The sequence below is a fragment of the Pseudomonas sp. SDO5591_S426 genome, from assembly GCF_054070755.1.
This window is the reverse complement of the sequence record NZ_JBSVXD010000061.1, coordinates 1-11856: the sequence shown is the minus strand read 5'-3', so window position 1 is coordinate 11856 and position 11856 is coordinate 1. Positions and strand designations below refer to the sequence as shown.

The following is an 11856-nucleotide window of genomic DNA, read 5'->3' as shown; positions in this document are numbered from 1 at the left end:
CGGCGCGTTGCCTCGCATGGCAGCGCGCCGCTTCATCTCAAACGAGAGCGTAAACACATGAGCGATACCCTGCAGCTGATCCTTGAAGACACCGACGGCACGCAACTGGAAACTTCCTGCACCCGTGTCGCAGTCATGTGGCAAGGCAAAGAGCTGTGGATCCAGCAGGACGGCCGTGGCCAGTTGCTGATCGGCGTGGACGTTGAAGAAGGCGACGCCGAATACGCCAACCTGCTGCTGCGCCCATTGGCGACTAATCTGGTAAGTCTGCAACTGGAGATGGAACCGGCTGACCTCGGCGACGACGAGGATCACGTTCACGGCCCGGATTGCAATCACGACCACTAAGGAAAACGCTCTATGCTCGCCCTCGGCAAACTGCTTGAACTGACCCTCGCCGGCCGCGAACCGGCGGAGAAGACTCAACTGACTGTCGAAGGCGTGCGGATGCGCTGGTTGAGCGAAGGTGCGCTGGAAGTCCGGCCACCTGAAGCCCGCGACAACGGCCTGGACCTGCTGCTTTCAGCTGGGATCCACGGCAATGAAACAGCGCCGATCGAGTTGCTTGATCGCCTGTTGCACGACATCGCCCGCGGCGACCTCAAGCCGCGCGCACGTATTCTGTTCCTGTTCGGCAACCCCGAGGCGATTCGCAAAGGCGAGCGTTTCGTCGAGCAGGACGTCAATCGATTGTTCAATGGCCGTCACGAACAAAGCAGCGGCTCCGAAGCCCTGCGTGCTTGTGAACTGGAGCGGCTGGCGGCGAGTTTCTTCAGCCTGCCGGATCGTCAGCGCCTGCACTACGATCTGCACACCGCGATTCGCGGTTCGAAAATCGAGCAGTTCGCCTTGTACCCGTGGAAGGAAGATCGCCAGCATTCGCGTCAGGAACTGGCCCGCCTGCGGGCAGCAGGCATGGAAGCGGTGTTGTTGCAGAACAAACCGTCCATCGTTTTCAGTTCCTACACTTATGACAAGCTCGGCGCCGAGGCTTTCACCCTGGAATTGGGCAAGGCTCGGCCGTTCGGGCAGAACGCCGGGGTCAACGTTTCGCTGCTGGAAAACCGCCTCAAGCAAATCATCGAAGGCACCGAGCCGGAATTGACCGACGCGGCGCTGGACGGTTTGCAGTTGTTCAGCGTGGCACGGGAAATCATCAAGCACAGCGATAGCTTCCGCCTGAACCTGCCGGCGGATATCGAGAACTTTTCTGAGTTGGACGTGGGTTATCTGCTGGCGGAAGACATCGCCAATACCCGCTGGATCATCGAAGAAGAGGGCGCCCGGATCATCTTCCCGAACCCCAAGGTGAAGAACGGCCTGCGCGCCGGCATCCTGATCGTGCCGACTACCGACGAAAACTTGGCCTGACACAGTCCCTGTAGGAGCTGCCGAAGGCTGCGATCTTTTGATCTTGTTCTTTCAGATCAAAAGATCGCAGCCTCGTTGCACTCGTCAGCTCCTACAGGTTTCGGTTTGGTGTCAGACAGCTACCGCACGCGGCTCCGTACGACGAAACGCACGAATCTTGCTCAGGGTATCCGCACACGTCTTCGCCGCTTCCTGACCTTTATGCACGAAATGCTCAAAGAAGAACTTGTGATGCAGTTCTTCACCAGCATGGAAGTGATGCGGGGTCAGGGACACCGAGAACACCGGCACTTCGGTTTCCAACTGAACCTGCATCAGGCCGCTGACCACTGACTGGGCGACGAACTCGTGGCGGTAGATCCCGCCGTCCACCACCAGCGCGGCCGCGACGATGCCGGCATATCGACCAGTCTTGGCCAGCAACTTGGCGTGCAAAGGCATTTCGAAAGCGCCGCCGACTTCGAAGAAATCGATGTCGGACTCTTGATAACCCTGGGCAATCATTTCGGCGACGAAGCCTTTACGGCTCTGGTCGACAATATCCTTGTGCCAGCAGGCCTGAATGAACGCAACGCGCTCGCCCTGATGGTTTTTGCTTTTGCTGTCGATTGCGGTGGGTTGCATGTTCTGACTCCTGTTTGTGTGAAAAACAGGGCGTTATGAATCGAATGGGATTTGAGGGTATGCACGCCGGCATGAATGCCTGCGAACGGCCCTCTGGCGATAATCCCGTTCTCTCTTCATCCGGACTATGACCGTCGGCCCCGGGATCACACCGGGTCTGCTGACCTTGCCGCCAATCACCGCCGAAGCCGTGCTGCGACAAGCGCTCGCGGGCTATGCGCATTGCGCGCAATTACCGCCGGTGGGGAGTTGCACCCCGCCCTGAGAACGTTTTTGCCGCCGGAATGTTTGGCGGCGCAGCGTTTTTAACACATATTTCCTACATGCGCATTGATGCTTTCAGATGATTGCCATCGACTTTTTCGTTGAATCGACTCGCCTTTTCTACGATCAAGGGTTGATTATTCATCGGTATGACCGCAGTAACTCCTTCCTGAAAGGGATATTCCCCTGCTTACCGAGGCCAGATTCATGAGCGTTATCGATCTTCGCAGCGACACAGTCACCCAACCCACCGCCGGCATGCTCGACGCGATGGCTACCGCCGCCACCGGTGACGACGTTTATGGCGAAGATCCGACGGTCAATCGTCTGGAAGCCGAATTGGCAAAACGGTTGGGTTTTGCTGCGGCGCTGTTTGTTCCGACTGGCACCATGAGCAATCTGCTGGGGTTGATGGCGCATTGCGAGCGTGGTGACGAGTACATCGTCGGCCAGCAAGCCCACACCTATAAGTACGAAGGTGGCGGCGCGGCGGTACTCGGCTCGATCCAGCCGCAGCCGCTGGAAGTGCAGGCCGATGGCTCGCTGGACCTGGATCAGGTCGCGGCAGCCATCAAACCCGATGATTTCCACTTCGCCCGTAGCCGCCTGCTGGCGCTGGAAAACACCATGCAGGGCAAGGTCCTGCCGCTGGAATATCTGGCCCGCGCCCGCAGCTTTACCCGCGAACATGGCTTGCAACTGCACCTGGACGGCGCGCGGCTGTACAACGCGGCAGTGAAACTGGGTGTCGATGCGCGGGAGATTACTCAGCATTTCGATTCCGTCTCGGTGTGCCTGTCCAAAGGCTTGGGCGCGCCGGTGGGCTCGGTGTTGTGCGGCTCGGTTGAATTGATCGCCAAGGCACGGCGCTTGCGCAAGATGGTGGGCGGCGGTATGCGTCAGGCCGGGATTCTGGCGGCGGCGGGCCTGTATGCACTGGACAACAACGTCCAGCGTCTGGCCGACGATCACGCCAATGCACAATTGCTGGCCGAAGGCCTGCGCGCGGCGGGGTTTGAGGTCGAGCCGGTGCAAACCAACATGGTCTATGTAGCGATGGGCGACAGGGCCGAGGCGCTCAAGGCATTTGCCGCCGAACGTGGGGTCAAGCTCAGTGCCGCCGCACGTCTGCGCATGGTCACGCACATGGACGTCAGCCGTGCGCAAATCGAGCAGGTCGTCGCGACATTCGTCGACTTTTCCCGTAAGTGATAGCGTTAGCCGTCCAATTGACCGTTTCTATCGTATAAACACGCTGTACCCCGCGCGCAGGGCCGATATAATGCGGCCCTTTGCCGTCGTTTCGTCTGTTGACGTTTCGAACAGGCCTTTGGCCGCAGCCTCCGTGGAAGAACCTAATGAAAAGCGCAGAAATCCGTGAAGCCTTCCTTCGCTTCTTCGAAGAGCAAGGCCACACCCGTGTAGCCTCCAGCTCTTTGATTCCGGGCAACGACCCAACCCTGCTGTTCACCAACGCGGGGATGAACCAGTTCAAGGACTGCTTCCTGGGCCAGGAAAAACGCGCGTATACCCGCGCCACCAGCAGCCAGAAATGCGTGCGTGCCGGCGGCAAGAACAGTGACCTGGAAAACGTCGGTTATACCGCTCGTCACCACACGTTCTTCGAAATGCTTGGTAACTTCAGCTTCGGTGACTACTTCAAGCACGACGCGATTACCTTCGCCTGGACCTTCCTGACCGGTGTTCTGAAGCTGCCGAAGGAAAAACTCTGGGTCACCGTCTACGCCTCGGACGATGAAGCGTATGACATCTGGACCAAAGAAATCGGCGTACCGGTCGAGCGCATGATCCGCATCGGCGACAACAAGGGTGCGCCATACGCTTCCGACAACTTCTGGACCATGGGCGATACTGGCCCGTGTGGCCCGTGCACCGAGATTTTCTACGATCACGGCGACCACATCTGGGGTGGTCCACCGGGCTCGCCCGAAGAAGACGGCGACCGCTACATCGAGATCTGGAACAACGTATTCATGCAGTTCAACCGCACCGCCGATGGCGTGTTGCATCCGTTGCCAGCGCCGTCGGTCGACACCGGCATGGGCCTGGAGCGGATCAGTGCGGTGATGCAGCACGTCAATTCCAACTACGAAATCGACCTGTTCAAGAACCTGCTGAGCGCGTCGGCCGAGGCAATTGGCTGTGAAAATGGCGATCAGTCTTCGCTGAAGGTGGTTTCCGACCACATCCGCTCGTGCGGTTTCCTGATCGCCGACGGCGTCCTGCCGTCCAATGAAGGCCGTGGCTACGTGCTGCGCCGGATCATTCGTCGTGCTTGCCGTCACGGTAACAAGCTGGGCGCAACCGGTAGCTTCTTCTACAAGATCGTTGCCGCGCTGGTCGCCGAAATGGGCGAAGCCTTCCCGGAACTGAAGAAGCAGCAGAGCAACATCGAGCGCGTACTCAAGGCCGAAGAAGAGCAGTTCTCCAAGACTTTGGAGCACGGCCTGAAGATTCTCGAGCAGGACCTGGCTGAACTCAAAGGCACCGTGGTGCCGGGCGACGTGGTTTTCAAGCTGTATGACACCTACGGTTTCCCGATGGACCTGACCGCCGACATCGCCCGTGAGCGCGAGCTGACCATCGACGAAATCGGTTTCGAACGTGAGATGGAAGCCCAGCGTGTTCGTGCGCGTTCGGCCAGCTCGTTCGGTCTGGACTACAACACCCTGGTCAAGGTTGACGTGGCCACCGAGTTCACCGGCTACACCGATACCAGCGGTTCGGCAAAAATCGTGGCTATCTACAAAGATGGCCAGTCTGTCGATGTCTTGAGTGAAGGCGACGAGGGCGTGATCGTTCTCGACAAGACGCCGTTCTACGCCGAATCCGGTGGTCAGGTTGGCGATTGTGGTTATCTGCAAGCTGGCGCTTCGCGCTTTGACGTGCGTGACACCACCAAGACCGGTGGCGCATTCCTGCACCACGGCGTGCTGGCGTCGGGCAGTCTGATCGTTGGCGCACCGGTGGAAACTCACGTCGAGGCTGACGTGCGTCACGCCACTTCGCTGAACCACTCGGCTACCCACTTGCTGCACGCTGCATTGCGCAAAGTGTTGGGCGACCACGTTCAGCAGAAAGGTTCGTTGGTCGACAGTCAGCGCCTGCGCTTCGACTTCAGCCACTTCGAAGCGATCAAGCCAGAACAGATCAAGGCGCTGGAAGACATCGTCAACGCCGAGATTCGCAAGAACTCCGCCGTTGAAACCGAAGAAACCGACATCGAAACCGCCAAGCAGAAAGGTGCCATGGCGCTGTTCGGCGAGAAGTACGGCGACAATGTGCGCGTGCTGAGCATGGGCGGCGATTTCTCCGTCGAGCTGTGCGGCGGTATCCACGCCAACCGGACCGGCGACATCGGCCTGCTGAAAATCATCAGCGAAGGCGGTGTGGCTTCGGGTGTGCGTCGTATCGAGGCAGTCACCGGTGCTGCGGCACTGGCCTACTTGAACGCGGCAGAAGAACAACTCAAGGAAGCGGCCAACCTGGTCAAGGGCAGCCGCGACAACCTGATCGACAAGCTGTCGGCTGTGCTGGAGCGCAACCGTCTGCTGGAGAAGCAACTCGAGCAGTTGCAAGCCAAGGCTGCCAGCGCGGCGGGCGACGATCTGTCGGCCCAGGCGCTGGACGTCAAGGACGTGAAAGTGCTGGCCGTGCGTCTGGACGGTCAGGATGGCAAGGCGCTGCTGGCGCTGGTCGATCAACTGAAAAACAAACTCGGCCGCGCAGTGATCCTGCTCGGCAGTGTCCATGAGGAAAAGGTCGTTCTGGTTGCAGGCGTAACCAAAGACCTGACTGGCCAACTCAAAGCCGGTGATTTGATGAAGCAAGCCGCTGCGGCAGTGGGCGGGAAGGGCGGTGGTCGTCCAGACATGGCGCAAGGCGGCGGTACCGACGCCGGCGCTCTGGACGCAGCACTGGCGCTGACCGTTCCGTTTGTAGAGCAGGGTTTATAAGGCAGTGCTTGCGGCCCGTAGTCTAGTGGCGGGCCGCAACGCTGTTTGAGTGATTATTTGGGCGCCCTTCATGGGCAGAGGCGGCTTTGAAATGGCTTTGATCGTACAGAAATTTGGAGGCACCTCGGTCGGCACCGTCGAGAGAATCGAGCAAGTTGCCGACAAGGTTAAGAAATTCCGCGATGCCGGCGATGACCTGGTGGTTGTGCTGTCTGCAATGAGCGGCGAAACCAACCGTCTGATCGATCTGGCCAAGCAAATCAGTGGTGATGGTCAACCGGTTCCTCGTGAACTGGATGTGATCGTTTCCACCGGTGAGCAGGTGACGATTGCTCTGTTGGCCATGGCGCTGATCAAGCGCGGTGTGCCAGCGGTGTCCTACACCGGCAACCAGGTACGGATTCTGACGGATAGCGCGCACAATAAAGCGCGTATCTTGCAGATTGATGACCAGAAGATTCGCGGTGATCTGAAAGCAGGTCGCGTGGTGGTTGTCGCCGGTTTCCAGGGCGTCGACGAGCACGGCAACATCACCACCCTCGGTCGTGGCGGTTCCGACACCACCGGCGTGGCTCTGGCGGCAGCCTTGAAGGCTGACGAGTGCCAGATCTACACCGACGTCGACGGTGTCTACACCACCGACCCGCGTGTGGTGTCCGTGGCTCAGCGTCTGGACAAGATCACCTTCGAAGAGATGCTGGAAATGGCCAGCCTCGGTTCCAAGGTGTTGCAGATCCGTGCGGTGGAATTCGCCGGCAAGTACAACGTTCCGCTGCGCGTACTGCACAGCTTCAAGGAGGGTCCGGGCACCCTCATTACTATTGATGAAGAGGAAACCATGGAACAGCCGATCATTTCCGGTATCGCTTTCAACCGCGATGAAGCCAAGCTGACCATCCGTGGCGTGCCAGACATCCCGGGCGTTGCATTCAAGATTCTTGGTCCGATCAGTGCCGCGAACATCGAAGTCGACATGATCGTGCAGAACGTCGCGCACGATAACACCACCGACTTCACCTTCACCGTGCACCGCAACGACTACCAGGCGGCACAAGCCGTGCTGGAAAAAACCGCCGGCGAGCTGGGTGCCCGTGAAGTCGTGGGCGACACCAAGATCGCCAAGGTATCGATCGTCGGCGTTGGCATGCGCTCTCACGCAGGCGTAGCCAGCCGTATGTTCGAATCCCTGGCCAAGGAAAGCATCAACATCCAGATGATCTCGACTTCGGAAATCAAAGTCTCCGTAGTGATCGAAGAGAAGTACCTGGAACTGGCTGTGCGCGCCCTGCACACGGCTTTCGAACTGGACGCACCGGCCCGCCAGGGCGAGTGATGCGTTTGCCAGAAGGCGCGGTCTGACCGCGCCTTTTGTTTTTTTGAATGGCGTGACCCCGAGGCTGTTCTTTTGCTCGCGCTAGTCAATACTCAGGCATGTAGGCCATGACCGCTTTTGGTTGTAGGTCGAGTGCCTTTTTTTTGCAGACTGTTGTCCCTGAAATGTAAGGCGTGAGGAGAAAGGTATGTTGATTCTGACTCGTCGGTGCGCAGAAAGCCTGATTATTGGTGATGGCGAAATCACCGTGACCGTGCTCGGCGTCAAAGGAAATCAAGTGCGTATCGGGGTCAACGCCCCGAAAGAGGTGGCCGTCCACCGTGAGGAAATCTACCTGCGCATCAAGAAAGAGAAGGACGAAGAACCAAGCCATTAATTTTTATCGTTTTTTATGTTTGCAAACGGGGAAGAAGCTGGTTAATATACGCCCCGTGTTGCGGAGAGCTGGCCGAGTGGCCGAAGGCGCTCCCCTGCTAAGGGAGTACACCTCAAAAGGGTGTCGGGGGTTCGAATCCCCCGTTCTCCGCCATTATTTGCGTAGTACGTTGTAATCTGGCTTCTTCGGTAAGTTGTTGAAATTACTAGAAAAAGTGTTTGACATAGAGATTAGACGGCCTATAATGCGCGGCAACAAATGCACTCGTAGCTCAGCTGGATAGAGTACTCGGCTACGAACCGAGCGGTCACAGGTTCGAATCCTGTCGAGTGCACCATACAACAAGAAGCCCGCATTTAATGCGGGCTTTTTGCCGTCTGGGATTTGGCTTTTCCTTTTGTGCATCCTTTCTCATCAAACTCAATGTGCGCACTGCGACCTCGCTTGGTGTCGTAGCGGTAACTTGTGCTCGAGTTTCGAATGCTGATCCTGTCCGGCTTGCCAAGAGCGCTTTCGACATCTTGCTGGCTCATGCCTGCGACAATCCGCTGATTGATGATTGCTTCGCGCCGCTCTCCGGCGCTGATCAGATTTCCGCATTTGTCCTCGATCTTTCCGACGACAGTTGGAACTCTTCTTTTGATTTTTGCACTTGCTGGTCCGCGAGTTTCCGCTTCAGGCATGAGAGCGGTCACTGTGCTGCCCGGAGTAAAGGTTTTGATTTCGTGTGATGAACGGCTGTCGCCGGTCGTGCAACTCAGTGTGGTGAAGGTGACGCGTCCGTTGGGCGCTTCGCATCGGTGAATGGTCGTGGCAAGTGCCCAAGGCGGGGAGAGCAGGGCGATAAGAAAAAAATGCTTCATGTTCGATGGCATCGAGCGTCCTCCATGACGGTTCTCCTGAAGCTTAGCTGTCGCATTTTTTTGCTGTGGTGTGTTTTCTTTTCAGGATGAGTCGTCGGAGATTGAAGGATCAGGACTGCGCTCAAGTTTGTCTTGCAAGCGCTTGTTTCAGCCGCGATTTTTTAACATTTAAAACCGTCAGGCGGTGTATCATTGCGCCCGTCAGCCCCGCCGGGGCTTGTGGAATACCTCCATGGACTTACCCAGTAGTTACTCAATACCCCGTTTTTCCAATCATGAATTGACTGATTGATCCTTCCGGCGTGCCCCGCTGCTGGGAGTGGAGTTCGCCTATGTCTGAAGTTGAAGTAAAGAAAACGCAGGAAAGCTTGCAGGACCGCCTGGCTCAAGTTGTTGAGCTGTTGCAGCGTCAGCGAGTGGTTGAAGACCTGACTCACCGCCAGGAAGGCCCGCATCATGACCGGGTCGAGAACCTGGTCCACCGGCAGAACCTCGTCGAGTTGCAGCGCAAGCTCGATGATCTGCACTCCGCCGACGTCGCCTACATCCTTGAAGCCTTGCCGCTGGACGATCGTCTGACGCTCTGGCAATTGGTCAAGGCTGATCGCGACGGCGACATTCTTCTCGAAGTATCCGACTCTGTCCGTGAAACCCTGATCGCCGACATGGACGATCACGAGCTCCTGGCCGCGGCCAAGGACATGGATGCCGACGAACTTGCTGACCTGGCTTCCGAGCTGCCGCGAGACGTCGTCCATGAACTGATGGAGACCCTGGACAACCAGCAACGCGAGCGTGTGCGGTCGGCCCTTTCCTATGATGAGGAGCAGGTCGGTGCGCTGATGGACTTCGAGATGGTGACTATCCGTGAGGATGTCAGTCTCGAAGTGGTTCTGCGTTATCTGCGTCGTCTCAAGGAGCTGCCTGGTCATACCGACAAGCTGTTTGTGGTCGATTACGACGGCGTCCTCAAGGGTGTGCTGCCAATCAAGCGTTTGCTGGTCAATGATCCCGAGAAGCAAGTCTCCGAGGTCATGGCCAGTGATCCGGTGAGTTTCCATCCGGATGAAGATGCTTACGATGCTGCGCAGGCGTTTGAACGTTACGACTTGATTTCGGCGCCGGTAGTCGACAAGAACGGCAAGCTGATCGGTCGTCTGACCATCGATGAAATGGTCGACCTGATTCGTGAAGAGAGCGAAAGCGAAGTTCTCAACATGGCGGGTCTGCGCGAAGAAGAAGACATTTTTGCGTCGGTCTGGAAGTCTCTGCGTAACCGTTGGGCCTGGCTGGCAGTGAACTTGATCACTGCATTCGTAGCGTCTCGGGTGATCGGGTTGTTCGAAGGCTCCATTGAGAAGCTGGTGGCGCTGGCGGCATTGATGCCGATCGTGGCGGGTATTGGCGGCAATTCGGGTAACCAGACCATCACCATGATCGTTCGGGCCATGGCGCTGGACCAGGTGAGTACTGGCAATACTTCGCGTCTGATGCGCAAGGAGTTGGCGGTCGCGTTGATCAACGGCGTGATATGGGGCGGAGTGATCGGGGTTGTTGCCTATTTGCTGTATGGCAGTTGGTCATTAGGCGTGGTGATGACCGCCGCGATGACGCTCAACTTGCTGTTGGCGGCGTTGATGGGGGTTTTGATCCCGATGACCCTGGCGAAGATGGGACGCGATCCGGCAATGGGGGCCAGTGTGATGATTACTGCCATGACCGACAGCGGCGGCTTTTTCATCTTCCTGGGGTTGGCGACAATCTTCCTGCTCTGACGTTCTGTTCATTAAAAACCCGCCATTTGGTGGGTTTTTTTGTGCCCGGATTTCAGGCAAAAAAAAGCCAGCGATCAGGCTGGCTTTGAGCTTTCAGTGTGAATCAGGAGGCGTCGGTGGCCATTTCAGCATCGTGGGCAATCAGCGAAACAAGGGCGTTCTGCTGACGGTGGGAAAGTTGGCGGAAGCGTTGCAGTAGCTCACGTTCGTGCAATGACAGCTCAGGGCTGTCCAGGCGCATGCTCAACTCTTCTCCCAGTGCGCCTTCCTGAATAAGACTCTGCTCAAGGCGCGCAATGATTTCGGAGTTCATGCTGCGATGATGATTGCGAGCCACCTCGGCAATGCGTTCACGCATTCCGTCTGGCAGACGTACGACGAACTTGTCAGCCGTGCGGCTGGAATAGATTGCCTGTTTCAATGGGCGCATATATTTAACCGGTTAGTTCAGGGGAGCGGTTTTCGGGATTGGCCGCAGGATGTCTGGTAAGACAAGCCGTCTGGCCAAATGTTCAACCTGAATTGATAGAGGTGCGAATCATGCCTCAAAGTAGCCAGATCATTGGCGTCAATTCTGTGACAAATATTGAACTGAATAAAGGCTTTCTGCCAGCACCAATTATCAGAAATGCGGACTGGTTTGGAATGCTGCCGGGTCTATATCGCTGGCTGCATCCTCTGCCAGCAGCCGCTATCAAATCTCTGAAGGTCAGACCATACGAACTCGATTACTGTTCCTTACCTTTACAGGATAGTGGCAAATGGCCGATTTACTAGAAGAAGGTTTGTCTTGAGGGGTATTTAGGATGGATGGCAGATGCTTCCATCGGGTGGAGCGTTGCTGATCAGGTGGGGGCAATCGATCGGAGAATCTTTACCGGTTCAGAAGGCATCTTGCCTACACTTAAAAAGCCCACGGATGACATGACAAAGGCAGGCGTGCCCGTTAACATGCACGCCGTCTATCGCTCTGCGTATTCTCGCGGGCAATTTGTGTCTCAGTAGCTCAATTGGATAGAGCATCCCCCTCCTAAGGGGAAGGTTGGCAGTTCGAACCTGCCCTGGGACACCACTATTTCCTTGCTACTCACTCTTCGTTTCTTCCGGCCATCAGAAGCGGCCGCTATAGACGCGCCTCCTGATTTCCGCTGGCCTTCCTCTATATATAGAGGGAAATAGGTCGCTCCCTGCTTTTTGCGCGTTTTTGATTGAAAAACCAAATCAGTGCTTGACGGCAGATCTCAGGTGTCTATAATTCGCCCCACTTCCGGCG

The 11856-nt window shown here is 57.0% G+C and carries 11 protein-coding genes, 3 tRNA genes and 1 riboswitch; of the genes, 11 read left to right on the top strand and 3 right to left on the bottom strand.

What is annotated here, in order from left to right; translation table 11 throughout:
- Positions 1-57 precede the first annotated feature (57 nt).
- Both ACW9JC_RS14425 and astE read left to right on the top strand, forming a co-directional pair.
- Positions 58-348 (top strand): hypothetical protein, encoded by a 291-nt coding sequence (locus ACW9JC_RS14425; RefSeq protein WP_018926388.1) that lies wholly within the window; start codon positions 58-60, stop codon positions 346-348.
- A gap of 12 nt (positions 349-360) precedes the next feature.
- Complete coding sequence (gene astE / locus ACW9JC_RS14420; RefSeq protein WP_457455560.1) at positions 361-1371, top strand: succinylglutamate desuccinylase; 1011 nt, start codon at positions 361-363, stop codon at positions 1369-1371.
- 111 nt (positions 1372-1482) lie between these two features.
- On the opposite strand, the gene ACW9JC_RS14415 is transcribed toward astE, so the two are convergent.
- A complete protein-coding gene (locus ACW9JC_RS14415; RefSeq protein ID WP_457455558.1) occupies positions 1483-1995 on the bottom strand; it encodes a 6,7-dimethyl-8-ribityllumazine synthase in 513 nt (170 codons plus the stop codon).
- A 103-nt stretch (positions 1996-2098) separates the two neighbouring features.
- Positions 2099-2268, bottom strand: a riboswitch (FMN riboswitch).
- A gap of 198 nt (positions 2269-2466) precedes the next feature.
- Here ACW9JC_RS14415 and ltaE point away from each other — a divergent pair.
- From ltaE to ACW9JC_RS14385, 6 genes are all read left to right on the top strand, one after another.
- Entirely contained in the window at positions 2467-3471 is a 1005-nt protein-coding gene (ltaE, locus tag ACW9JC_RS14410) for a low-specificity L-threonine aldolase (RefSeq protein ID WP_457455556.1), read from the top strand.
- 146 nt (positions 3472-3617) lie between these two features.
- Positions 3618-6236 (top strand): alanine--tRNA ligase, encoded by a 2619-nt coding sequence (gene alaS / locus ACW9JC_RS14405; RefSeq protein WP_457455554.1) that lies wholly within the window; start codon positions 3618-3620, stop codon positions 6234-6236.
- A 91-nt stretch (positions 6237-6327) separates the two neighbouring features.
- Complete coding sequence (locus ACW9JC_RS14400) at positions 6328-7569, top strand: aspartate kinase (RefSeq protein WP_007971040.1); 1242 nt, start codon at positions 6328-6330, stop codon at positions 7567-7569.
- Positions 7570-7756: 187 nt separating this feature from the next.
- Positions 7757-7945 carry a carbon storage regulator CsrA gene (gene csrA, locus ACW9JC_RS14395; protein WP_002554426.1) on the top strand — a complete coding sequence of 63 codons (189 nt, stop codon included), beginning with the start codon at positions 7757-7759 and terminating at the stop codon, positions 7943-7945.
- Between the two features lie 62 nt (positions 7946-8007).
- A tRNA-Ser gene (locus ACW9JC_RS14390) sits at positions 8008-8098 on the top strand.
- A 107-nt stretch (positions 8099-8205) separates the two neighbouring features.
- A tRNA-Arg gene (locus tag ACW9JC_RS14385) sits at positions 8206-8282 on the top strand.
- Positions 8283-8301: 19 nt separating this feature from the next.
- Here ACW9JC_RS14385 and ACW9JC_RS14380 read toward each other — a convergent pair.
- A complete protein-coding gene (locus tag ACW9JC_RS14380) occupies positions 8302-8820 on the bottom strand; it encodes a cell envelope protein SmpA (protein ID WP_457455551.1) in 519 nt (172 codons plus the stop codon).
- A gap of 320 nt (positions 8821-9140) precedes the next feature.
- On the opposite strand from ACW9JC_RS14380, the gene mgtE reads away from it, so the two are divergent.
- Complete coding sequence (gene mgtE / locus ACW9JC_RS14375; protein WP_416126056.1) at positions 9141-10583, top strand: magnesium transporter; 1443 nt, start codon at positions 9141-9143, stop codon at positions 10581-10583.
- 103 nt (positions 10584-10686) lie between these two features.
- On the opposite strand, the gene ACW9JC_RS14370 is transcribed toward mgtE, so the two are convergent.
- Entirely contained in the window at positions 10687-11013 is a 327-nt protein-coding gene (locus ACW9JC_RS14370) for an Arc family DNA-binding protein (RefSeq protein WP_008154293.1), read from the bottom strand.
- A 110-nt stretch (positions 11014-11123) separates the two neighbouring features.
- Here ACW9JC_RS14370 and ACW9JC_RS14365 point away from each other — a divergent pair, with 110 nt between their 5' ends.
- Together ACW9JC_RS14365 and ACW9JC_RS14360 are read left to right on the top strand one after the other, a co-directional pair.
- Positions 11124-11360, top strand: a complete 237-nt coding sequence (locus tag ACW9JC_RS14365; RefSeq protein WP_457455578.1) for a hypothetical protein — start codon at positions 11124-11126, stop codon at positions 11358-11360.
- Between the two features lie 218 nt (positions 11361-11578).
- Positions 11579-11655, top strand: a tRNA-Arg gene (locus ACW9JC_RS14360).
- Positions 11656-11856: the final 201 nt, after the last annotated feature.

What these genes read in the sequence shown, in the direction of transcription:
- ACW9JC_RS14425 (WP_018926388.1), top strand. Translation starts at nt 58, where the DNA reads ATGAGCGATACCCTGCAGCTGATCCTTGAAGACACCGACGGCACGCAA.
- astE (WP_457455560.1), top strand. Translation starts at nt 361, where the DNA reads ATGCTCGCCCTCGGCAAACTGCTTGAACTGACCCTCGCCGGCCGCGAA.
- ACW9JC_RS14415 (WP_457455558.1), bottom strand. Translation starts at nt 1,995, where the DNA reads ATGCAACCCACCGCAATCGACAGCAAAAGCAAAAACCATCAGGGCGAG.
- ltaE (WP_457455556.1), top strand. Translation starts at nt 2,467, where the DNA reads ATGAGCGTTATCGATCTTCGCAGCGACACAGTCACCCAACCCACCGCC.
- alaS (WP_457455554.1), top strand. Translation starts at nt 3,618, where the DNA reads ATGAAAAGCGCAGAAATCCGTGAAGCCTTCCTTCGCTTCTTCGAAGAG.
- ACW9JC_RS14400 (WP_007971040.1), top strand. Translation starts at nt 6,328, where the DNA reads ATGGCTTTGATCGTACAGAAATTTGGAGGCACCTCGGTCGGCACCGTC.
- csrA (WP_002554426.1), top strand. Translation starts at nt 7,757, where the DNA reads ATGTTGATTCTGACTCGTCGGTGCGCAGAAAGCCTGATTATTGGTGAT.
- ACW9JC_RS14380 (WP_457455551.1), bottom strand. Translation starts at nt 8,820, where the DNA reads ATGCCATCGAACATGAAGCATTTTTTTCTTATCGCCCTGCTCTCCCCG.
- mgtE (WP_416126056.1), top strand. Translation starts at nt 9,141, where the DNA reads ATGTCTGAAGTTGAAGTAAAGAAAACGCAGGAAAGCTTGCAGGACCGC.
- ACW9JC_RS14370 (WP_008154293.1), bottom strand. Translation starts at nt 11,013, where the DNA reads ATGCGCCCATTGAAACAGGCAATCTATTCCAGCCGCACGGCTGACAAG.
- ACW9JC_RS14365 (WP_457455578.1), top strand. Translation starts at nt 11,124, where the DNA reads ATGCCTCAAAGTAGCCAGATCATTGGCGTCAATTCTGTGACAAATATT.